Here is a 23,298-nt window from a genome sequence, read left to right on the forward strand (position 1 = left end):
CGTTTCTTTATTCTTCATCATCGTATTATTCAATAATTATTAAGTCAATTGATTCATTCACTTTTTAAAATAAAACCGACTATGATCTTCAACATTCTTCATGCTATAATTGTATAGTTAAAACTTTTTTGAATATCTTCAACGAAATTATGAGAAATACAAAGGAGGTACCATATGTTAGAAGTCTTTACTATGGCGCTTCACCATTCAAATATAATCATTAATGTTATCTTAATTGGCGCTTTCATTTTAAACTTGATCTTTGCATTTACAATTATCTTTATGGAGAGACGTACAGCTAATTCTATATGGGCATGGTTACTTGTGCTCGTATTTCTACCTTTAATTGGGTTCATTTTATATCTATTGTTAGGTCGTCAAATCCAAAGAGATCAAATCTTTAAATTAAATAAAGAAGATAAAGTCGGTTTAGAAATGATTGTCGATGAGCAATTGGAAGCGCTCAAGAAACAAGATTTCTCTAAAGGTAACCATCAAATAGTTAAATTTAAAGAAATGGTGCAAATGTTACTTTATAATAATGCTGCCTTTCTAACGACTGATAATGATTTAACTATTTATACTGATGGTCAACAAAAATTCGATGATTTAATTAATGATATTCGTAATGCTCAAGACTACATACATATTCAGTACTATATCTTTCATAGTGATGGACTTGGGAAACAAATTCTTAGTGAACTTGAAAAGAAAGCCGAAGAAGGCATTGAAGTGAAAATGCTATATGACGATATGGGTTCGAGGGACTTACGTAAAAAGGATTTAAAACATTTTAGAAATAAAGGTGGGCATGCTGAATCATTCTTCCCATCAAAATTGCCATTAATTAATTTACGTATGAATAACCGAAACCACAGAAAAATCGTTATTATAGACGGTAAAATTGGTTATGTTGGTGGTTTCAATGTAGGTGATGAATATTTAGGTAAATCTAAGAAGTTTGGTTACTGGCGTGACACGCATCTACGTATTGTAGGTGATGCTGTAAATGCATTACAACTTCGATTTATTTTAGATTGGAATTCACAATCTACCCGAGACAATTTAACTTATCAAGAACGATATTTCCCTGATGTTAATTCTGGAGGAACAATCGGCATTCAAATCGCTTCTAGTGGACCTGATGAAGATTGGGAACAAATCAAATACGGTTACTTAAAAATGATATCATCAGCTAAAGAATCAATTTATATTCAATCCCCCTACTTTATACCAGATCAAGCATTTTTAGACTCAATTAAAATTGCTGCACTTGGTGGTGTGGAAGTCAATATTATGATTCCAAGTATGCCAGACCATCCATTCGTATACTGGGCTACACTTAAAAATGTCGCATCTTTACTTGAGGCCGGCGTAAAGGTGTATCATTACGAGAATGGCTTCCTACATTCTAAAGTATTGGTCATCGATGATGAACTCGCAAGTGTAGGTACTGCTAATATGGATAATCGTAGTTTCACATTGAATTTTGAAGTAAATGCCTTTATTTATGATGAGAGTGTCGCACGCTCCCTTAAGCAAGCATTTATTAACGATATGAAAGTGTCATCTAGACTTACAGAAGAAAGATACGAGCAACGCAGTACTTGGATTAAATTTAAAGAAGGTATTTCTCAATTATTGTCACCAATTCTATAATAAATTGAAAGGTCTGGGTTGTTCCTAGACCTTTTAATATGTGAAGGAGACTATTATGGAAAATGAATTAAAAATTAAACACGCATGTAACTATATGAAAATGGTTCATAAAGATGATCACACTGGGCACGATATCGCGCATGTAGAACGGGTTCATACATTAGCAAAGTATATCGCTTTAAATGAGGGTTTAGTACATACAACGATTATAGAACTTGCCGCTTTATTACATGACACAGTGGATAGCAAAATAACGAATGAACAACAAGCATATGATAAACTTTCTACTTTTCTAGAAACGATTGACTTAACCCAAGATGATATTCAACATGTTTTACATATCATACAAAATATGAGTTACCGTGGTGGGAAAAACAATCAAGCCACATTATCAATTGAAGGACAAATCGTGAGAGATGCTGATCGTTTGGAGGCGCTAGGCGCAATCGGAATTGCTCGAACTTTTCAATTCGCTGGATATTTCGGCGAACCAATGTGGACTGAATCTAACGTGCCATTCGAATCACTACATACTGATAATATTGAAGCATTTGATCCTTCAGCAATTAAGCACTTTTACGAAAAATTATTAAAACTTAAAAGTTTAATGCATACCTCAACTGGAAGAAAGCTTGCTGAAGAACGTCATCATTTTATGCTTCAATTCTTAAAACAATTTTTACACGAATGGAATTTCAATAACAACACAAATTTGTAAATTTGACATATGAAAAAGCCAGCAAATCATAATTTAATTTGCTGGCTTTTCTTATTACCTATTTCTTATTCTTTTTAGAAACAACTTGCGTATTTTTGCCTTTTTTATTAGAAGACGGATTATGTTCTTTTTCATATTGTTCGATGAAAGGTTGAACTTCTTTTTTAGCAAGTTTAGAGTAATACATATTTGCAAAATGCGTTTGTATTACTAAGAATAAAGCACTGACTGACCAATATAAACCAAGTGCAGATGACGCTTGTAATGAAATCCAAATAATCATGATTGGTGAAACAATCATCATCATGTATCCCATTTGGCGTTGCTCTTGAGGCATCGTTTTACTAGAAACATATGCTTGAACAAAGTAAAGAACACCGGCAATAATCGTAATCCAAATATCTGGTTTAGTTAAATTAAACCATAAGAAATGTGGATGATCAGAAAGTCCATTAACAAGTTTATCTTTTAATACGAAATATAATCCCATGATAATTGGCATTTGAATAAGCATTGGTAAACAACCGAGCATGCTCTTCATCGGATTCATATCATATTTTTTATAAACTTCCATCAATTCTTGGTTTGCCGCCATTTTCTCTTCTTGAGTACGAGCACGTTTAACTTTTTCTTGAATACCATCAACTTCTGGCTTAGCTACTTTCATTTTTTCACGCATCATATGACTATTTTTATAGTTTGATAACATGAATGGTAACAAGATTAAACGTATAACAAGAACTAAGATAATAATCGCTAGTCCATAGTCGTTATTAAATACATCATTTCCTAACCATTGTAAGAGATGTTTCATTGGCTGAACGAATGTATTAAAGAAGAATCCGTCCTGCTTTTCAGGTTTAGAGTAGTCACACCCTGCTAGAAAAACCATTATCCCTAAAAACAAAGGTAGTAACGCTTTTTTCTTCATTTTTCCACCTCTATTGTAATATTCACATAGGATTCATTTTATCATACTCATACTATAGTAGAAAACAAAAAGTGGAAAAATATATTGATTAATTAAAGTATTTACGAAAATGCTTAACAGTCTTGTCAATATTCTTACTTCTAGTTATTGCAGAAATTACTGAAACGCCATCAGCACCGGCTTCAGCAATTGGTTCAATATTTGTTTCATTAATACCACCTATTGCTACAATAGGTAATTCTCCAACATAATCTCGCAATTTTGTAATCATATGAGGACCAACAGGAGCGTTAGCATCATCTTTTGACGAAGTGGTATACATAGGCCCTACACCTATGTAATCCACTTGAGATAAATCCGATTGTTGATACTCATCTAAATTACCCACACTCAGACCTATAATTTTATTTCTAAACTGCATAGCAAAATCTTTAACTTCTTTATCATCCTGACCAACATGAACGCCATCAGCATCAATATCTTTTGCTAACTCTATATCGTCATTGACAATGAATGGTACGTGATATCTCTTGCATTTTCGTTTTAAATTTATTGCTAACTGTTTCTTCTCTTCACCTATTAAAGATGATGGGCCTTTTTCACGAAATTGATACATAGTGATTCCGGCTTTCAAAGCCTCATCAAGTACTTGTTCAATGGTTCTATTTTCTGGTATATCTTGAGTTCCACAAATAAAATATACTTGTAATTGCTCTGAGCTAAACATATAAGATTAAACCTCTACTTTATGTACATATTTTTCAAATGTTGTCTCATCAATTTGATACATTTGATCGAGCAATTCTGGTAAAAATGATCCAGGGCCATGGACATGGTTTTTATTTTCAGCTAATTCTGCAGCAATATTGTACACACTAACCGCTTCAATTAACTGTTCAATTTCTGGTCGAGTATTTCTAAATAAGAAGCTTGCCACTACTCCTCCTAAAAGGCAACCTGCACCGGTAATTTTAGCTAGAAGAGGAGAGCCATTAGCAAGTTTAACAATTTGATTATTTTGTGCGACAACGTCTTCCTTACCTGTAATGACAATTGCTGTTTCGAGATTTTTATGGGCCTTTCTAGCAATTTCAACTGCATCAAGTGAACTATCACTATCTGTTCCTTTCATCGTAGTTTGAGAGTCAACAAGCGTAAGTAGTTCTGATGCGTTTCCCTTTATTACAGAAACTTCAATTTGTTCTAAAAATCTCTTACAAAATTGTTTTCTGTAAGAAGACGCGCCTACTGCCACTGGGTCGAAGACAATTGGCGTACCTTGTTCGTTAGCGATTCTCCCTATTTTCATGATATCTTCTTCATTATCATGAGTTAGTGTACCTATATTAATCACTAATGCACTTGCCACTTTGTAAAATTCTTCTGCTTCTTCAGGTGCTTCACTCATTGCTGGACTTGCTCCTAAACTAAGTAACCCGTTAGCTGTAAAATTTTTAACAACGTCATTGGTATAGCAAACAATAAGTGGATTTTCTGAACGTAATCTTTCTAAATTATTCATCATCTAAACCTACTTTCTTTAAATATGCAAAGTGATTCACTGGACCTCTTCCTTTACCAATTTCAGGCGTATGTTCAATACTCATTGAAATAAACGACTTAGCTTTTTCTACTGCTTGATATATAGAACGACCTTTAGCTAGTTCTGCAGTGATTACTGCTGAAAATGTACAACCAGTTCCGTGTGTATGTTTAGTATCGAAACGTTTATTTTCAAAAGTATAAACATCGTCCTTCGTAAATAAGAAATCTTTAGCGTTATTTAAATCAGCAGAATGACCACCTTTAATAACAACGCCTTTACTACCAATCTCATTGATAAAAATATCTCCTGCTTTGCGGATATTGTCTTCACTATCTATTTTCAAACCAATAATTTCCTCTGCTTCAGGAATATTTGGTGTTACAACATCAGCTAAAGGTAATAAGGTAGTTTGTAAGTGAGATTTAGTATCATCGTCCATGAGTGAATCTCCACTCTTCGCCAACATAACAGGATCAATAACATAAGGAATATCTGAATACTTTTTCAAATAACTTTGTATCAGTTCCATTGTTTCTTTAGTCGCAATCATTCCTGTTTTTATAGCATGTGGTAATTCATCATCAAAAACACTATCAAGTTGCTCTTGTACCCAACTTGTTTCCAAATTATGAATGCTCTGAACACCTAGAGTATTTTGAGCGACAATGCTAGTGATTGCTGCCATACCGTATACGCCACATGAATGGAAAGATTTTAAATCAGCCATTACCCCTGCGCCACCAGTGGGATCTGTTCCAGCTATCGTTAATGCTATTTTAGGTTTATTCATGGTTTTCTCCTCCAAAATCCCATTTTTCATCGATATAAGCCATATTAAAGAAATGACGCTCATGTACTGTACTTTGCAAGAAGTTTTCTTTGATTTCATGCTTTTCTTTGTCAGTACATTCTTCTGTTAAACGATCCATCAATTGATCGAAAACATCAACAAGTGGATCCATTTCAGTACTATAAAAATCAAACCACTTTGCGGTAATTGAATCTTTATTTAATTTAGGATCTTTAATCGCACGCTTAGCTATAACTGCATAGACGTAAGGACAAGGTGCCATTGCAGCTATAGTGTATGCTGCATTTTCATGAGCATAAGCATTATAATACATATGCTTAATATAGTGATCTCCACTTGGTGGCCAAACTTTTTCTTTAACAATTTCTTCATAAGATTCATTGATATAATCAGCCAGTACTTCATGTGCCTCTACTTCACCATCTAACATGAATTCAATCTGTTCGACTAAGAATTTTACATCTTGCATAGTGTGAACCTTTGGAATAAGTAAGGCATATAAGTTTGTAAATTCTTTTAAATATGATGCATCCGCTCTTAAATATTGACGTACTGCTTGTTTAGGTAAAGTCCCAGCTAATAATTCTTGAATAAAGTTATCATTGTAAATTCTTTCAATAATTGGTTGAGCTTCTTCCCTTAATTCTTGTGAAAATTTCATTAAATAAGCCTCCTTGGATAATAAAAAAACTACTTTCCAACAATGAAAAGTAGCTAAATCTGGGCATAGCGATGCTTATTTGATAAAGACTACTTTCCTACGTTGGTACTAACCAAATCAGGTTATAAGGGTCTGAATCATATCATCTCAGCCTTGTGGCTCCCCTAGTAGTTAATATTTATTTAATTCAATAATTACATTATCAAACGACTCTCACTAAATCAATTAAATGTGCTTCTAAATAAAAAAACCATCTTCTCATACTGAGAAGATGGTTAATAATCATATATTTAAATTATGCAGTTACCCATTGGCTAGCGCCTGCAGTGTTGTATAATTTAACTGCTGCAGCGTCTTGTACGCTTTCTGGAGCGTTAGCTGGAGATTGACCTTGATATTGACTTGGAGCTACTGAATCCCAAGTTGATTGTAAGAATTGATATTTACCAGCTGCGCCAGTTGATGGGTTGATAGCGTGGATGTCGCCACCTGATTCACGTTGAGCAATTTGTTTTAAGTGTGAATTTACGTTTACTGATGAACCACTTGAAGCTTGGTTTGATGAAGCTTGACTACTTGCAGTGTTGTTAGTTGGTGCACTGTAAGAAGTAGTTGCTTTAGCTTGTGGTTGTTGAGTTTGCTCAGTTTGTGGAGCAGAAGTTTGTTCTGGTTGAGCTTGTTGAGCTTGGCTAGTTTGTTGTTGTGAACTTACTTGGTCAGCTGAAGTTTGGTTGCTTACATCTTGTTGTGGAGTAGCTTGACCATTTTGTGCATAGTTCCAGCTCCAGTGAGTACCATTTGATTCAAAGTGATAATTGAAACCATTGTAATCAAAGTTTACGTTATAAGCACCTTTTTGGATAGGGCTTTCGTTTAATGATTGGTCATTTGATTGAGCTTTTTGAGCTAATTCTGCTTTATCAACGTTTGTTGCTTCACTTGCGTGTGCGTCGTGTCCAGCATTACCTGCTACAACGCCTAATCCTACTGCTAATGATGATGCAATAATTGTCTTTTTCATTATTAAAAATCCTCCTAAAAGTGATTTGTTTTCTTAACTAATTTACAAGTACTACTCTAACATCTGTATAAACAGTGTAGGTTACAGTGAAATAAAAAAAACAAGCTCTTTTTTACACTCGAATTACAATGAATATTAATTATAATTGGAATTAAATTTCTACTCAAAACTGTCATGACAGTTTTGAGATTGTATCGATTCTTAAACAAGTTTGTAATATAATTGAAATCTGTCAGATAATTATAAGTTGATTGAATGATTGATGACTTAAATATTAAAAGCGACCTTACTTTAATATTGGCCGATCAAAGTAGGTCGCTTGAGTATAATTGAAAGAAAAGGATAATTTAATTTTTATTAAAAATAGGATGGAGTTTAGGGAGAGAATTAATTTTTAGATATTAATAATTTCAATGTCGTCTGAATGATAAGTGTCTTCATCGTATTGATTTTGAGAGAGGATTTCATTATGTTTAGTTTTTGGAGACATAAATTTAATTGTTTCTACATATAGTTCGGTTACAAAATGCGTTTGTCCTTCTTTTTCATATTTTCTTGAACGCATTTGTCCTGTTATACCTACTAATGTACCTTGACAAGTATATTTTTCGATATTGGTTGCTGTTTTGCCGAAAGCTTTACACAATAAATAATCACTTGATATTTCATTATTTTCATCTTTGTAATTTCTTTCAGTTGCTACACAAAATGTTGCGACCTTACTATCCTCCTTCTCATAAATTTGAGCATCTTTAGTCAACCTTCCTACTATTACTATTTTGTTTAACATGTGTCACCTCCTTCTTGTAATACATAATAATTGACGGGTTATAATTTGGTCAAAATTACAAATACCCTTAAAATGATAGCTATTTGTAGTATGTTTTTGATATATTTAAAGAAAATAATCATTAATTAAGTTCATAACTGCTTATAATTTAATTTATTGTATATTTAAAAAACAATTGGGATGTGAAATAATGAAAACATTTAAGGCTGTTCGGTTTCAAATTGTAAATGAGAATGGTGGCGTTTCAGAATATGAAATCGAAGATGGCGTTATCATAAATAAAGAAGGTAGTGGAACAGGCTGGTTACTTGAGATTGTTATTTCAAATGAGCACTATGAAACATTTAAAACATATATGGATGATAAACAATTATTAGATATTAGAGTAGTCATCACTAGACCTGCAAATGATCCGGCTTTATTTGATGCTACGGTTAAAAATGTCGCTAATTTTAAAAAAACAATGTCTGTTGTTTTTGAATGTCATATCTATACGTTACGACAAGTCTATGCCGAAAGCTTACTAGAGGAATTGGTAGATGATGGTTTAACTGGTGAAGAGCTTAAGAAAACCTTTAATCGAATGATGCAATCTAAACCTAAACTAAAAGAAGAAAAATTTGAAAGAAATTAAATAAATAAAAAAGGAGTGTATTAGGAACTAATTCATCTAAATTAGTTCTTGATACACTCCTTTTATAATATGGAATAGTTTAAGCATCTTGAATAGCAAATGTTAGTTCACAGCTACAAGCAAGTTGACCATCGACTGTAGCTTTCGCACTACCTTTACCGATTGGACCTTTAATTTTAGTAATCTCTACTTCTAACATTAACGTATCACCAGGTGTCACTTGTTTTTTGAAACGACATTTATCAATACCAGCGAATAAAGCTATTTTACCTTTATTCTCTTCATTGTTTAACATCGCTACGGCTCCAGTTTGAGCTAGTGCTTCAGTTATTAATACTCCTGGCATTACTGCGTATTCAGGAAAATGCCCTTGGAAAAATGGTTCATTACCAGAAACTTGCTTTAAACCCACGCAACGTTTTCCTTCTTCATATTCAACAACTCTATCAATTAATAAGAACGGTTGTCTATGAGGGATAATTTGTTTAATTTGATTATAGTCAAAAATTGTTTCCATTATATTAAACCTCCAAAATGTAAACTTTGATGTTTAAAAATGATTTAATCATTAATACGCTTAATATCAGCACCAAGGTCTTTTAATTTTCCATGTAAATTTACATAACCTCGATCTAAATGTTTAAGTTCAGTAACTTGAGTAGTACCATCTGCAACTAAACCTGCTAAGATCAATGCTGCTGCAGCTCTTAAATCTGTAGCTTTAACTTGCGCGCCTTGTAATTGACTTTTTCCTTCAATTTTAGCGCTTCTACCTTCAACATTAATATTTGCATTCATTCTTCTAAACTCGGCTACATGCATGAATCTATTTTCAAAGACCGTTTCAGTAATAACTTTATGCCCATTTGCTGTAAGTAATAAAGCCATCATTTGCGATTGCATATCAGTTGGGAAACCTGGATGTGGTAATGTTTTTACATCAACAGGCTTTAAGTCACCTTCAGCAGAAACTTGAATACCGTCTTCTTTGAAGTCTAAATTAACCCCCATCTCTTCAAGTTTATATACTAAGCTTGCCATATGCTCTTTGATGGCACCTCGAACAAAGATATCTCCACGTGTGATTGCACCGGCGATTAATAATGTTCCCGCTTCAATTCTATCTGGAATGATTGAATGTTCTACACCATGTAATTTATCAACACCGTGTATAGTGATTGTATCTGTTCCAGCACCAGTAATTTTACCGCCCATTTCATTAATATAGTTGGCTAAATCTACAATTTCTGGTTCTTTAGCAGCATTTTCAATAATTGATTTACCTGATGCAAGTGAAGCTGCCATGATAATGTTTTGTGTTGCTCCTACACTTGGAAAATCTAAATGAATTTGAGTACCTTTTAATCCATTTTTAGCATTAGCATAAATATTACCATTTTCTAAATGAATTTCGGCACCTAGTGCTTCAAATCCTTTGATATGTTGTTCAATCGGTCTACTACCAATTGCACAACCACCAGGTAACGCTACAATTGCATGTCCGAGTCTAGCAAGTAATGGCCCCATTACTAAAATACTCGCTCTCATTTTACTCACATATTCATATGGAGCCTCTTCATTCAATTTTTGAGTAGCATCAACTTTAACTGCATTCTCTTCTTTATTATATGAAACATCTGCATTAAGTGTTGATAAAACATTATTTATCGTCTCTACATCACTTAAAGCTGGAACGTTAACAAGTTTACTTTGCCCCTCTGAAGCTAATAAAGAAGCTGTTAATACTGGTAATACAGCATTTTTTGCACCTTCAACTTTAACTTCACCTGTTAATCGGTTTCCACCATTTATTACTATTTTATCCATCTTAAATCCTCCACTTATAACTCCTATTACTTATTCATTTCCCTGATTAATAAGTTAATATTCATTTTATAATTATATCCAGTTTTTGATATAAATAACAGTTTTTGAATTACTTTAATAAATACTTAACTTGAGTTGAATATTGTAATAAATCGACAATAAAATTACTTACCGATGTACCTATTAAAATAGCTACAAATATCATACAAATTTGCACTTGTAATGCATAACCTTTTTTAAAAAATTGATCTAATCTAACAGAGTTTAGAGCCCAATAGGCTATACAGATACATATTACATGTAAGATAAGGTGTACAATTGCAAATTGACCAAGATAATCCATGTTCTACTCCTTCGTAAGATTACTGTATAACATTGTACACGAAATAACTTGATAAAGATACTTTAATAATTCCGATTGTGAAATTAAAATATTTAATAAAAAAAGGTTCGAAGCGTATATAACGCCTCGAACCTTTTTTGTTATTTTAATTCAGCCACACGTAAACGGTTATTAGCTCGTTCTAACGCTCTTTTGGCTCTATTAATGTCACTGTTATCATCATCATCTTCTAAATGTGATTCTGCTCTCGACTTAGCCAATTTAGCTCTCTCAACATCGATTTCGCTAGCAGTTTCTGCTGTTTGGACGATAATTGATAATTTATGTTGTCTAACTTCAACAAAACCATCACTAACTGCTACATATTCGTTACCATTATGAAAGTTAACTTTAACATAGCCAGTTTTTAATGCGGCAACTGTTGGAATGTGTCCACTCATGATACCCATTTCACCAGCTGTTGTTTGTAATACAGCTAGTTCTACATCTTCTCGTTCGTAGACAGAACCATTAGGAGTGACAATATTTAGGCTTAATGTATTCATTATCCATACCTCCTAATTATTAGACTTCAACACCCATATCTTTGGCTTTTTCAATTACGTCTTGCATACTACCTACTAAACGGAAAGCATCTTCAGGAATATGATCGTATTTACCATCTAAGATATCTCTGAAATCTGATACTGTTGTTTTAACTGGTACATAAGAACCTTTTTGACCAGTGAATTGCTCAGCTACGTGGAAGTTTTGTGATAAGAAGAATTGAATTCTACGAGCACGTTCTACAGTTTGTTTATCTTCATCTGATAACTCATCCATACCAAGAATTGCAATAATATCTTGTAATTCTCTGTATTTTTGTAAAGTAGACTGAACTTCACGAGCAACATCGTAATGGTCTTGACCAACGATTGATGGTTCTAACGCTCTAGAAGTAGAAGATAATGGATCAACCGCAGGATAAATACCCATTTCAGTTAATTTACGCTCTAAGTTAGTTGTCGCATCTAAGTGAGCGAATGTAGTTGCTGGCGCAGGGTCTGTATAGTCATCGGCTGGAACGAATACAGCTTGAATTGAAGTAACAGAACCTTTATTAGTTGAACTAATACGTTCTTGTAATTGACCCATTTCAGTAGCAAGTGTTGGTTGATAACCAACGGCTGAAGGCATACGTCCAAGTAATGCTGAAACTTCAGAACCAGCTTGTGTGAATCTGAAGATATTATCAATGAATAATAATACGTCTTGGCCTTCTTCATCACGGAAATATTCTGCCATTGTTAAACCTGATAATGCAACACGCATACGAGCACCAGGTGGCTCGTTCATCTGACCGAATACCATCGCTGTTTTCTTAATTACACCACTATCGCTCATTTCATAGTAAAGGTCGTTACCTTCACGTGTACGTTCACCAACACCGGCGAATACTGAAATACCACCATGCTCTTGAGCGATATTATTGATAAGTTCTTGGATTAAAACTGTCTTACCAACACCGGCACCACCAAATAATCCAATTTTACCACCTTTAATGTAAGGTGCTAATAAGTCTACTACTTTGATTCCTGTTTCTAAGATTTCTACTTTAGTAGATAATTCATCGAAGCCAGGTGCTTGTCTATGAATAGGATCACGACGTACTGAATTATCAATCTTTTCATCTAAATCGATTGTTTCTCCTAATACGTTAAATACTCTTCCTAAAGTTGCATCACCAACAGGTACGCTAATATCTTTACCTGTATCTTTAACTTCCATACCTCTTTGAACGCCGTCAGTTGAGTCCATTGCGATTGTACGTACTACATCATCACCTAATTGAAGTGCAACTTCTAAAGTTAAATGAAGTGTGCTATCTTCTTTAGGAACTTCGATGTGTAAGGCATTGTTAATATCAGGAACTTCATTATGTTCAAAACGAACATCGATTACTGGACCCATAACTTGAGTTACACGGCCAATTCCCATGTTGATTTCCTCCTTTTAATATTATTCAAGAGCTGCTGAACCACCAACAATTTCAGTGATTTGTTGAGTGATCGCTGCTTGTCTCGCTCTATTATATTCTAATGATAAATCATCAATAAGTTCAGTCGCATTATCAGAAGCATTTTTCATTGCAGTCATACGTGAAGCATGTTCACTTGCTTTAGCATCTAAAATAGTTCCATAGATTAAGCTTTCGACATACTGCGGTAGAATAACACTTAAAATAGATTCTTTATCAGGTTCAAATTCGTAAGATGACATTTGACCATGACCTTGGCTAGAATCTTCTTGAGATAATGGTAATACTTGCTTAGTTGTTGGTTTATTTTCAAGAACACTAACATAGTGACTATAATAAATTGTTAATTCATCAATATTTTCTTCGCTATATAAATCAATTGCGTGCTTAGCAATCGCTTGAACTGATTTAAACGAAGGTTGATCCGGAAGGTCAACTAAAGAACTTTCGATTTCATAACCTCTATTGTTAAAGAAATCAACACCTTGTTGACCTAAAACAATAATACTGTATTCACTACTGTCATTATGTTTCGCTTTAATATCATTCACTAAACGTTTTAATACATTTGTACTATAAGCACCTGCAAGTCCTTTATCACTAGTAATGATTAAATAACCACTACGTTTTACATCTCTAGCTTTAAGCATAGGATGGTTAGAAGAACTATTAGCACCTGCTACTGCAGTAATAGCATCTTGCATTTTTTCCATATAAGGTCTGAACTGCTTCGTATTCTTTTCTGCTCTACGCAATTTAGAACTAGAAACCATGTTCATCGCCTTAGTGATTTGCTTCATCTTTTTAGTCGATTTTATTCGATTATCAATCTCTTTTAGAGAGCCCATTATCTCACCACCTTTTTTAATTAGAGTATTAACGTTGAAAATGTACTCTCATATCTGCAGTTACAATTTTTCAATTAAGAATTATTGTTCTGATTTACTAAAACCTTTTTTGAATTCTGTAATAGCAGAATCAAATTTATCAGCATCTGGTAATGCACCAGTTTCTCTGATTTCATTTAATAAGTCAGTTGCATTTGCATCTGCCCAGTGGTTTAATTCGTCTTCAAATCGAGTAATATCTTCTACTGGAATATCATCTAAATAACCTTTAGTTAATGCATAAATTGTTAAAACTTGATATTCAACTGGTAGAGGGTGGTTTTGGTCTTGTTTTAATACTTCAACAGTACGTTTACCACGTTCTAATTTTTGAGCAGTAAATTCATCTAAATCAGAACCGAATTGTGCGAATGATTCTAATTCACGATAAGAAGCTAAGTCTAAACGTAGCGTTCCGGCTACTTTCTTCATAGCTTTAATTTGAGCAGAACCACCAACACGAGATACTGATTGTCCAGCATTAATAGCTGGTCTTACACCAGAGAAGAATAAATCTGATTGTAAGAAAATTTGTCCATCAGTAATTGAAATAACGTTTGTTGGGACATAAGCTGAAATGTCACCAGCTTGCGTTTCAATAATAGGTAAAGCAGTTATTGAACCGCCACCCAATTCATCATTAAGCTTCGCTGCTCTTTCTAATAATCTACTATGTAAGTAGAAAACGTCACCTGGGTAAGCTTCACGACCTGGTGGTCTACGTAATAATAATGATAATTCACGATAAGCTGCTGCTTGTTTAGTTAAATCATCATATACGATAAGAACATGTTTACCATTAAACATGAATTCTTCACCCATAGTTACACCTGAATATGGTGCGATATAAAGTAATGGTGCTGGATCAGCTGCAGAAGCAGAAACAACGATTGTGTAATCTAAAGCGCCTGCTTGTCTTAATTTCTCAACATTTGCACGTACTGTTGAATCTTTTTGACCAATAGCTACGTAAATACAAATTGTATCTTGATCTTTTTGGTTCAAGATTGAATCGATAGCAACAGTTGTTTTACCAGTTTGACGGTCACCAATGATTAACTCACGTTGACCACGACCAATTGGTACTAAAGCGTCAATTGCTTTGATACCTGTTTGTAATGGTTCATCAACTGATTTACGATCCATAACACCAGTTGCTTTTTTCTCAACTGGACGTGTTTTAGTTGCATTGATAGGACCTTGTCCATCAATAGGTTGACCAAGTGGATTAACGACTCTTCCAATTAATTCGTCTCCAACTGGTACTTCCATAATACGGCCTGTACGTTTAACTTCGTCACCTTCACTAATATCGTTGTATGGTCCTAAAATAACCACACCAACATTTGATTCTTCAAGGTTTTGTGCTAAACCTAATACGCCGTTGTGGAATTCTACTAGCTCACCAGCCATAACGTCGTTTAATCCGTGAATTAATGCGATACCGTCACCAATTTGAAGTACAGTACCAACATCAGTTACGGACATTTCAGACTCATAATTTTCAATCTGTGAGCGAAGTAATGCACTGATTTCTTCAGCTTTGATGGCCATCTATGTCACTCCTCTTTAAATATTAATTAGCTCTTTCAAATTTTCTTTGTAATTGAACAAGGTCATTCTTAACGCTACCATCCATAACAGTTGTGCCGACCTTAACTCTAAATCCACCAATTAAATCTGGATTGATTTTAGTGCTAACAATTACTCTAGATAAATGTGTTTGATCTTTAATCAATTGTTCTATTCTTGCTAATTCATCTTCATTTAATTCATAAGTAGATTCTACAATTGCAAAGTCTTGGTTATGATGCGCATTATATAAACTTTGAAAAGCTCTAAATACATCTTCAATTAATGATAAATGACGATTATCAGCTAAAACTTTTAGCGTATTAACGACGTATTGATTTGCACCACTATATACTTCATTAACGAATGATTTACGCTCATCTGCTGTTAATGAAGGATTACTATCAATTGCTTTTAAACTTTTAATATAGTCGAAAGATGAATGGCTGATTGTTTCTAAATCTTCATAAACTACATCTAATTGATTTGTATCATTAGAGACATCAAATAATGCTTTGGCATATTTATTTGCTACCTTTACCATTATTTATCCCCTGCCTCTTTTAAATACTTTTCAACTAAATCTTTTTGATCTTGCTCTGAAATTTCTTTTCTAAGAACTTTAGATGCGATTAATACTGATAGTTCAGATACTTGATTATTAATATCAGCAAGTGCACGTTCTTTTTCACTGTTAATTTCACTTTGAGCAGTCTCAATCATGCCGTTAGCTCTTACATTAGCTTCATGAATAATTTCTTCATGTTGCTTACGTGCTTGAACCTTAGCATCGTCTAAGATTCTTTGAACTTCATCTTGAGTTTCTTTAAGTGTCTTTCTGTTTTCTTCTTCAAGTTTTTGAGCGTTGATTTTAGCTTGTTCAGCATCATCAATATCTTTATTGATGTCTCGCTCACGTTTGTCCATTACTTCTTTTAATGGACCCCAAGCAAATTTCTTCAATAGCGCAAGAAGAATTACGAATGTGACAAGTGTAACAATTGTTGTTCCCCATTCGACTCCTGCACCTAAAACGAACATATTAGCTGTTGCAGTCACGGGCTCATGACACTCCTTTCGTAGATATAATCACTAAGCTATAAAAAACAAAACGAACGGCGATAGCCTTGTAAAGGCTTCGCCTTAATATGTCTTATCCAGCAAATGTCATGAACGCAATTACAACACCAATGATAGGTAAAGCCTCAACTAAACCAACACCAATGAACATGATACCCATTAATTGACCACGTGCTTCTGGTTGACGTGCTACACCTTCAACTGTTCTAGATACGATAAGACCGTTACCGATACCTGCACCTAATGCTGATAAACCAATTGCGATTGCCGCTGCGATTAAATTCATAATAAATTTTCCTCCTAAGAATTGTATATAATTATTAAATTAATTTAGTGTCCATCTGCCACTTTATGTGACATATAAACCATTGAAAGCATGATGAAGATATACGCTTGGATTGAACCAACGAATATTGAGAACGCTTGCCAAACGATTAATCCTGGAATACTTATAATCCAACCCCATGCTGGTTGTTGGAAAAGTAAACTTGCTAGTAAACCAAGTAATAATTCACCAGCAAAGATATTACCGTATAGTCGTAAACCTAAAGTTAATGTAGATGTAAACTCCTCAAATACATTAATGATTGCAAGTGGCCAGAAAGGTTTAAAGTATCCGGCTGCATATGCTTTAGGCCCACGCATTTTAATACCGTAATAATGCGTTAGTAGAATCATAGTTGTAGATAACGTAAGAGTTACCGTTGCGTCAGCTGTCGGTGATTTCCACCATAGATAGTGATCTTTAGTAACAATAGCAAACGGTAAACCAAGCATATTGGCTACAAAGATGAACAAAATTAATGTCACTGCTAAAAAGTGAAAGTTTCCACCTTTTTTCCAAGCCATGTTACTCTCTATGATGCCTCTTACAAAATCAAATACCCATTCAATGAAGTTTTGCTTTCCAGTTGGTCGTTTTTTAAGATTACGCGTGCATATTAAAGCTATGATAAAAACTAAAATCGCCGTAATGAGCACCATCATAACACTTGCCATGTTAAAGACAATATCGAATCCAAACACGTTCCAACTGACGAGTGGGGATTTGTGATCCATAAACTCACCTCTTTCTTATTTAATTTTTACTCCCTTTTAAGTAGAGGGCGCAATATGATTACAATATAAGAAATCATTAAACCAATTAATACACCTATGATATTGATGTGGTCTTTGAAGAAAAACCATAACAAACACGCAATGATTGCTACAAGATATCTCCATATATTGCCCGTTGAAATATGTATAGCATCTTGTTGTTGTGCCTTTGCTAAATAACTTTCAAAGATGTATGTATTAACCAAAGAACCACATGTTCCTATCATTAATCCTAAAATAAAAGGTCGGGGTATAATTAGATACAATATTCCTAATACTATTAAGAGATAAAGATAATATTGGATATATTGTTTAAAAATGATGTAGAAACGACTCATCTATATGCCTCCGAGTGTCTTATACCAATCATGTAAACCGTTCCACTCATACAATCTAAATGATAATATAGCCTATTGTATGGTGTCAATTCTATTCAAAGTCTTGTTAAAATTTACGGCATTTTTGTCACAAAATATTCACAAAAAGTAACGTAACAAACTTTTTATTTTTCAAAATGATTGGGTTTATCACTAATTAATCCAAAATAATATTTAATATGATTTACTATCCTATTACTTGCATTCCCATCTCCATAAGGATTGTTTGCTTCACTCATATGTTTATAAAGCTGTTTATCGTCTAAAAGACGCTTAGTTTCCTCATAAACAGAGTCCTCATTAGTACCAATAACCCTTAAAGTACCTGCTTCTACCCCTTCAGGTCTCTCTGTACTATCTCTCAATACGAGTACAGGTTTATGTAGAGATGGAGCTTCTTCTTGTATTCCTCCAGAATCAGTCATAATTAGGTAAGCGTGCTTAGCAAAATTATGAAAGTCTATCACATCTAAAGGTTCAATTAACTCTATACGATCATGGTGACCTAAATACGTTTCAGCAAGTTCTCTAACTCTCGGATTCATGTGAACTGGATATACTAATGCTAAATCTTCATACTGATTAATTAACTTTCTAACTGCCTTAAACACGTTAATCATAGGTTGACCTATATTTTCCCTTCTATGAGCAGTTAATAAAATAAATTTCTTGTTACGATGTTTATCGATGATTTGAGAAGTATAATTATCATTAATTGTATAGTTCATAGCATCAATCGCTGTATTACCAGTTATTACCACATTGTTAGATGATTTGCCTTCATCAAGCAAATTCTTAGCTGCATTAAAAGTTGGGGCAAAATGCAAGTCTGCCATTACCCCAACCATTTGTCTATTCATCTCCTCAGGAAAAGGAGAATACTTATCATAACTTCTTAACCCAGCTTCAACATGACCAATAGGTAATTGATTATAAAAAGCTGCTAGTGACCCAGAAAACGTAGTAACTGTATCACCATGTACTAGTACCATATCTGGTGATTCTTTTTTAATTACTTCTTCTAAAAGAACCATCGATTTTGATGTAATATCAGACAAAGTCTGCCCAGATTTCATAATATTCAAATCATGACAAGGTGTTATATCAAATGTATTTAATACTGAATCAAGCATTTCCCTATGTTGAGCTGTAACAACAACGATGGGTTCTAATTCAGCATCTTTTTCTAATGCTTTTACGAGTGGTGCCATTTTAATAGCTTCAGGTCTTGTCCCGAAGATGGTCATAATTTTTTTCATCAAACTATCTATCTCCGAATCTATTATTTAGTACCAAATAATCTGTCACCAGCATCCCCTAATCCAGGTGTGATGTAAGCTTTGTCATTTAATTTTTCATCAAGTGTCGCGATATAAATATCTACGTCTGGGTGAGCTTCTTGCATTTTTTCCACACCTTCTGGCGCAGCAATTAAGCACATAAAACGAATATTTTTCGCACCACGATTTTTCAGTGATGAAATGGCTTCTATTGCTGAAGCACCAGTCGCTAACATAGGGTCTACAACGATAATTTGTCTTTCATCGATATCTTGAGGTAGTTTAGCAAAGTACTCTACTGCTTTAAGTGTTTCTGGATCTCTATATAAGCCAATGTGACCTACTCTTGCTGAAGGAACTAAACTTAAAACACCATCAGTCATTCCTAATCCTGCTCTTAAAATTGGCACTATAGCTAATTTTTTACCCGCTAGTCGTTTAGCTGTCATTTTAGTTACAGGTGTTTGAATTTCAACATCTTGTAATTCTAAATCTCTAGTCACTTCATAAGCCATTAACATACCTACTTCATCAACTAGTTCTCTAAACTCTTTTGTACCGGTATGAGCATCTCTAATATAACTTAGTTTATGCTGTATTAAAGGATGATCGAAAACATGTACTTTACTCATTTATAATTTCCTCCAATGTGTTTCTCTATTATTCATATAATGGATATTTTGAAGTAAGGGCGTGCACTCTTTCTTTAGCTTCATTAAGTTTAGCTTCATCGTCAGTATGTTTTAAAGCTAAGCTAATAATTTTTGCCACTTCCTCGAATGCTGATTCATCGAATCCACGTGTAGTTGCAGCTGGTGTGCCTAATCTAATTCCACTTGTAACGAATGGTTTTTCTTGATCGAAAGGAATTGTGTTTTTATTACAAGTAATACCTACTTTATCAAGAGTCTCTTCAGCGACTTTACCAGTAATCTCAATAGAACCTTTAACATCAACTGCAACTAAATGATTATCAGTACCACCTGAAACCACTCTGAATCCTTCATCAATTAATGTTTGAGCTAAAACTTGAGCATTTTTAATCACTTGTTGTTGATACGATTTGAAGTCACTGTGTAATGCTTCTCCAAATGCTACTGCTTTCGCTGCAATTACGTGTTCTAGTGGGCCACCTTGAATTCCAGGGAAAATTGTCTTATCAATTTCTTTTTTATATTCTTCTTTACATAAAATCATACCTCCACGAGGGCCACGTAAAGTTTTATGTGTAGTAGTAGTGACAAAATCAGCATATTCAACAGGATTTGGATGTAAACCAGCTGCAACTAATCCAGCAATGTGAGCCATATCCACCATTAATTTAGCACCTACTTCATCTGCAATTTCTTTGAACTTTTTAAAATCAATAGTTCTAGAATAAGCAGAGGCACCCGCTACAATTAATTTAGGTTTATGTTCTAGTGCAAGTTTGCGTACTTCATCATAGCTAATTAATTCCGTTTCTTTATCAACTCCGTATTCAACGAAATTATAAAACTTACCACTAAAGTTAACTGGAGATCCATGAGTTAAATGTCCCCCATGACTTAAGTTCATACCTAGAACAGTATCTCCCATCTCAAGAGCAACTAAATAAACAGCCATGTTGGCTTGTGAACCAGAGTGAGGTTGTACATTAACATGTTCAGCGCCAAAAAGTGCTTTAGCACGATCAATTGCTACTGTTTCAGAAACATCAACATATTCACAACCACCATAATAACGACGGCCTGGATAACCTTCGGCATACTTATTAGTCAATACTGAACCTTGAGCTTCCATAACAGCTTCAGACACAAAATTCTCAGATGCAATTAATTCGATATTACTATTTTGACGGTCATACTCCTTTTGAATTGCTTCAAAAATCACTTTATCCTGTTTTTCAATGTAAGACATAAATAATTCCCCTTCTTTCATTAAATTATTGATATTTAGCACGTTCGCCACCAATTTTCTTAGGTCGTGATGTCGCTATGGTAACGATAGCTTCTCCAACTTGTTTAACGCTTGTTCTGACTGGAACACATACTTGCTTGATATGCATACCAATTAATGTTTGGCCAATGTCAATACCTTTAGGTACACTGATATGTTCTACAACCATTGGATTATCCATATGTTGGTAGGCATACGTTGATAAACTACCACCTGCATGTACATCTGGAACTACATTTACCTCTTCCATAGACAGTGGGTTAAAATCTGCTCTTTCAATCGTGATTGCTCTATTAATATGTTCACATCCTTGAAAGACAAATGACACACCTGTATCCTCTTCAATTTGTTTCAAAGCATCAAAAATCTCTTTAGCTATCTCTAATGATCCAACTGAACCAATTCGTTCGCCAATGACCTCAGATGTTGAACAACCGACAATACACAATTCGCCTTTCTTAAAGAATGACATATCTTTTAATTCAATAAGTAGCTTTTGTAAATCACGCAATGAAACCCACCCCTTTGAATATAATAAAAAGGAACATAGCAAACTTGCTATACCCCTTTATTATAACTTATTTAAAGCTTAACATATACTAATTATATATAATTTACTCTGTTATCGATTCATTTCAATTTTTTTCAATAAATCGTAGATATTTTGAAAAGTTTTTTCATATACTTCAAAAGAACATCCAAATGGGTCTTCTATATGCCCCTCAATACCTGCATACTCATTTATCGTGTACACATTTGAATATTGACCGTATTGAGACTTAATTAAATCTTTATGTGAAGGAGACATTGTGAGAATTAAATCTGCTTCTAAATCTTCCAAAGTAAATTGTTGAGCATTTGAAGGCTTAGGTAGATGATGGCTATGAATCAATTGTAATGATTCTTTAGAGATTTTTTGTCCTTCCATAGCAAATAAACCACGTGATTGAATGTCATCGTTTGGCAACAATTTCTTAGCAATACTTTCAGCTAACGGACTTCTACACGTATTACCTGTACAAACAAATATTAATTTCATAATTCGTCACCTTCTATCACTTCATTACCTGCTGCTTTCAACATTCTATTCATAATCGCTTCAGACTGATCCTTTTTTTCAAAACTATAAATATAAGCGTGTTTAATATCATTAGAGGTATCTATAGAGTGCAATACACTATATAAATTATGGTTTGCCCCTTTAATATCTTGCTCATCATCACATAGTGGAATAAATTGAGCATTCTCAGGCAATAAATATTTCATACTAATAGGAAAAATAAATACTACATCATTCCATTTTTCATTATTATCAATTTTGTGAGTTAAATTTTCAACAATTGTTAGTGGCGTATCTGGCGAATAATGTTTATATTTCATCCCAGGAGCAATAGGTTTGTCCTTTTCAAAATAATTAGCCTTTTGAATACTCCCCGGTAAAACTTGTTCTATCATTGAAGTGGTTATAGAACCTGGGCGTGCTAATCTAAAAGGATATTGAGTACAATCTAACACTGTACTCTCAAGACCTTCTTCACTTTGATCTCCATTAACAATTCCGTCCACTTTTCCGTTTAAATCCTGAAAAACATGATCAAACTTTGTAGGTGAAGGTCTACCACTTAAATTGGCACTTGGTGCAGCTATAGGTTCGTCAATATACTGAAGTAACGCCCGCCCTATTTTATGACTTGGCATACGAACTGCAATAGAGTTTAATCCGCCTGTAACTTTTTCACATAAATAACCTGTTTTAAGAGGTAAAATAAATGAAATTGGTCCAGGCCAAAAGGCATCCATTAATTTTGAAACACGTTCATCAATTCCATCTACAAACTCTTCAAGTTGCTCCCTTTGATGTATATGAACGATTAAAGGATTATCAGAAGGACGTCCTTTAGCTTCATATATTTTTCTTACCGCATGTTCATTTCTTGCGTTCGCACCAAGCCCATAAACTGTCTCTGTTGGAATCGCTACTAATCCACCATTCAATAATGTCTCTTTAATCTCGTTTAACTTAGGATATTTTACTACATCCTCTTCATATTTTCTAAGATCCCATATTTGAGTATTCACCATTTTCACCTCTTTCTTATCTATATTAT

The 23,298-nt window shown here is 34.0% G+C and carries 28 protein-coding genes and 1 riboswitch; of the genes, 3 read left to right on the forward strand and 25 right to left on the reverse strand.

Features of this window, described 5'->3' with window-relative positions; genetic code table 11:
* Nucleotides 1–174: 174 nt before the first annotated feature.
* A complete protein-coding gene (gene cls, locus MHI13_RS18075; RefSeq protein WP_002435854.1) occupies nt 175–1,659 on the forward strand; it encodes a cardiolipin synthase in 1,485 nt (494 codons plus the stop codon).
* Between the two features lie 55 nt (nt 1,660–1,714).
* A complete protein-coding gene (locus MHI13_RS18080; protein ID WP_064210646.1) occupies nt 1,715–2,377 on the forward strand; it encodes an HD domain-containing protein in 663 nt (220 codons plus the stop codon).
* Nucleotides 2,378–2,435: 58 nt separating this feature from the next.
* Here MHI13_RS18080 and yidC read toward each other — a convergent pair whose 3' ends face one another.
* The 7 genes from yidC to MHI13_RS18115 form a co-directional block, all read right to left on the reverse strand.
* On the reverse strand, nt 2,436–3,308 hold the full coding sequence (gene yidC, locus MHI13_RS18085) for a membrane protein insertase YidC (protein ID WP_002435877.1): 873 nt from the start codon (nt 3,306–3,308) through the stop codon (nt 2,436–2,438).
* Between the two features lie 88 nt (nt 3,309–3,396).
* A complete protein-coding gene (gene thiE / locus MHI13_RS18090) occupies nt 3,397–4,035 on the reverse strand; it encodes a thiamine phosphate synthase (protein ID WP_064210647.1) in 639 nt (212 codons plus the stop codon).
* A gap of 6 nt (nt 4,036–4,041) precedes the next feature.
* Nucleotides 4,042–4,830, reverse strand: coding sequence for a hydroxyethylthiazole kinase (gene thiM, locus MHI13_RS18095; RefSeq protein ID WP_002435520.1), 789 nt, complete (start codon nt 4,828–4,830; stop codon nt 4,042–4,044).
* Nucleotides 4,823–5,644, reverse strand: coding sequence for a bifunctional hydroxymethylpyrimidine kinase/phosphomethylpyrimidine kinase (thiD, locus tag MHI13_RS18100; RefSeq protein ID WP_064210648.1), 822 nt, complete (start codon nt 5,642–5,644; stop codon nt 4,823–4,825). The genes thiM and thiD overlap by 8 nt, the downstream gene beginning before the upstream one ends.
* On the reverse strand, nt 5,637–6,326 hold the full coding sequence (gene tenA, locus MHI13_RS18105) for a thiaminase II (protein ID WP_064210649.1): 690 nt from the start codon (nt 6,324–6,326) through the stop codon (nt 5,637–5,639). The genes thiD and tenA overlap by 8 nt, the downstream gene beginning before the upstream one ends.
* 77 nt (nt 6,327–6,403) lie before the next feature.
* A riboswitch (TPP riboswitch) is annotated at nt 6,404–6,502 on the reverse strand.
* Nucleotides 6,503–6,621: 119 nt separating this feature from the next.
* Complete coding sequence (locus MHI13_RS18110) at nt 6,622–7,347, reverse strand: transglycosylase family protein (protein ID WP_064210650.1); 726 nt, start codon at nt 7,345–7,347, stop codon at nt 6,622–6,624.
* 394 nt (nt 7,348–7,741) lie between these two features.
* Nucleotides 7,742–8,137, reverse strand: a complete 396-nt coding sequence (locus tag MHI13_RS18115) for a single-stranded DNA-binding protein (protein ID WP_064210651.1) — start codon at nt 8,135–8,137, stop codon at nt 7,742–7,744.
* Between the two features lie 190 nt (nt 8,138–8,327).
* Between MHI13_RS18115 and MHI13_RS18120 the strand changes: the two genes are divergently transcribed.
* The gene (locus tag MHI13_RS18120) at nt 8,328–8,771 is read left to right on the forward strand and encodes a YwpF-like family protein (RefSeq protein WP_064210652.1); all 444 of its coding nucleotides are present in this window, start codon (nt 8,328–8,330) and stop codon (nt 8,769–8,771) included.
* Between the two features lie 79 nt (nt 8,772–8,850).
* On the opposite strand, the gene fabZ is transcribed toward MHI13_RS18120, so the two are convergent.
* The 18 genes from fabZ to MHI13_RS18210 all read right to left on the reverse strand — a co-directional run bounded on the left by fabZ (nt 8,851) and on the right by MHI13_RS18210 (nt 23,269).
* On the reverse strand, nt 8,851–9,288 hold the full coding sequence (gene fabZ, locus MHI13_RS18125; RefSeq protein WP_002435844.1) for a 3-hydroxyacyl-ACP dehydratase FabZ: 438 nt from the start codon (nt 9,286–9,288) through the stop codon (nt 8,851–8,853).
* A 44-nt stretch (nt 9,289–9,332) separates the two neighbouring features.
* Nucleotides 9,333–10,598, reverse strand: coding sequence for a UDP-N-acetylglucosamine 1-carboxyvinyltransferase (gene murA, locus MHI13_RS18130; protein ID WP_002435807.1), 1,266 nt, complete (start codon nt 10,596–10,598; stop codon nt 9,333–9,335).
* A 109-nt stretch (nt 10,599–10,707) separates the two neighbouring features.
* Nucleotides 10,708–10,941 carry a DUF1146 family protein gene (locus tag MHI13_RS18135; protein WP_002453705.1) on the reverse strand — a complete coding sequence of 78 codons (234 nt, stop codon included), beginning with the start codon at nt 10,939–10,941 and terminating at the stop codon, nt 10,708–10,710.
* 140 nt (nt 10,942–11,081) lie between these two features.
* Nucleotides 11,082–11,486, reverse strand: coding sequence for a F0F1 ATP synthase subunit epsilon (locus MHI13_RS18140; RefSeq protein ID WP_002435826.1), 405 nt, complete (start codon nt 11,484–11,486; stop codon nt 11,082–11,084).
* A gap of 19 nt (nt 11,487–11,505) precedes the next feature.
* Nucleotides 11,506–12,918, reverse strand: coding sequence for a F0F1 ATP synthase subunit beta (gene atpD, locus MHI13_RS18145; RefSeq protein ID WP_340761746.1), 1,413 nt, complete (start codon nt 12,916–12,918; stop codon nt 11,506–11,508).
* A gap of 21 nt (nt 12,919–12,939) precedes the next feature.
* Nucleotides 12,940–13,806, reverse strand: a complete 867-nt coding sequence (gene atpG, locus MHI13_RS18150) for an ATP synthase F1 subunit gamma (RefSeq protein WP_002435866.1) — start codon at nt 13,804–13,806, stop codon at nt 12,940–12,942.
* Nucleotides 13,807–13,887: 81 nt separating this feature from the next.
* A complete protein-coding gene (atpA, locus tag MHI13_RS18155; RefSeq protein ID WP_002435859.1) occupies nt 13,888–15,399 on the reverse strand; it encodes a F0F1 ATP synthase subunit alpha in 1,512 nt (503 codons plus the stop codon).
* Nucleotides 15,400–15,421: 22 nt separating this feature from the next.
* Nucleotides 15,422–15,961 (reverse strand): F0F1 ATP synthase subunit delta, encoded by a 540-nt coding sequence (locus MHI13_RS18160; RefSeq protein ID WP_023351357.1) that lies wholly within the window; start codon nt 15,959–15,961, stop codon nt 15,422–15,424.
* Complete coding sequence (locus MHI13_RS18165; RefSeq protein WP_002435523.1) at nt 15,961–16,476, reverse strand: F0F1 ATP synthase subunit B; 516 nt, start codon at nt 16,474–16,476, stop codon at nt 15,961–15,963. Before MHI13_RS18165 ends, MHI13_RS18160 begins: the two co-directional genes overlap by 1 nt.
* 94 nt (nt 16,477–16,570) lie before the next feature.
* Nucleotides 16,571–16,783 carry a F0F1 ATP synthase subunit C gene (gene atpE / locus MHI13_RS18170; RefSeq protein WP_001048816.1) on the reverse strand — a complete coding sequence of 71 codons (213 nt, stop codon included), beginning with the start codon at nt 16,781–16,783 and terminating at the stop codon, nt 16,571–16,573.
* A gap of 44 nt (nt 16,784–16,827) precedes the next feature.
* Complete coding sequence (atpB, locus tag MHI13_RS18175; RefSeq protein ID WP_002453710.1) at nt 16,828–17,556, reverse strand: F0F1 ATP synthase subunit A; 729 nt, start codon at nt 17,554–17,556, stop codon at nt 16,828–16,830.
* A gap of 26 nt (nt 17,557–17,582) precedes the next feature.
* Nucleotides 17,583–17,933 carry an ATP synthase subunit I gene (locus tag MHI13_RS18180; RefSeq protein WP_002453711.1) on the reverse strand — a complete coding sequence of 117 codons (351 nt, stop codon included), beginning with the start codon at nt 17,931–17,933 and terminating at the stop codon, nt 17,583–17,585.
* Nucleotides 17,934–18,097: 164 nt separating this feature from the next.
* Nucleotides 18,098–19,231 carry a non-hydrolyzing UDP-N-acetylglucosamine 2-epimerase gene (gene wecB / locus MHI13_RS18185; RefSeq protein WP_064210654.1) on the reverse strand — a complete coding sequence of 378 codons (1,134 nt, stop codon included), beginning with the start codon at nt 19,229–19,231 and terminating at the stop codon, nt 18,098–18,100.
* A gap of 23 nt (nt 19,232–19,254) precedes the next feature.
* On the reverse strand, nt 19,255–19,884 hold the full coding sequence (upp, locus tag MHI13_RS18190; protein ID WP_002435776.1) for a uracil phosphoribosyltransferase: 630 nt from the start codon (nt 19,882–19,884) through the stop codon (nt 19,255–19,257).
* A 28-nt stretch (nt 19,885–19,912) separates the two neighbouring features.
* A complete protein-coding gene (gene glyA / locus MHI13_RS18195) occupies nt 19,913–21,151 on the reverse strand; it encodes a serine hydroxymethyltransferase (protein ID WP_064210675.1) in 1,239 nt (412 codons plus the stop codon).
* 25 nt (nt 21,152–21,176) lie between these two features.
* Nucleotides 21,177–21,701 (reverse strand): TIGR01440 family protein, encoded by a 525-nt coding sequence (locus MHI13_RS18200; protein WP_064210655.1) that lies wholly within the window; start codon nt 21,699–21,701, stop codon nt 21,177–21,179.
* A 111-nt stretch (nt 21,702–21,812) separates the two neighbouring features.
* Nucleotides 21,813–22,229: a low molecular weight protein arginine phosphatase gene (locus MHI13_RS18205; protein WP_002435769.1), complete on the reverse strand. Its 417-nt coding sequence runs from the start codon at nt 22,227–22,229 to the stop codon at nt 21,813–21,815.
* On the reverse strand, nt 22,226–23,269 hold the full coding sequence (locus MHI13_RS18210) for an L-threonylcarbamoyladenylate synthase (RefSeq protein ID WP_064210676.1): 1,044 nt from the start codon (nt 23,267–23,269) through the stop codon (nt 22,226–22,228). The genes MHI13_RS18205 and MHI13_RS18210 overlap by 4 nt, the downstream gene beginning before the upstream one ends.
* Nucleotides 23,270–23,298: the final 29 nt, after the last annotated feature.

It is taken from the genome of Staphylococcus sp. FSL K6-0223 (assembly GCF_038008285.1).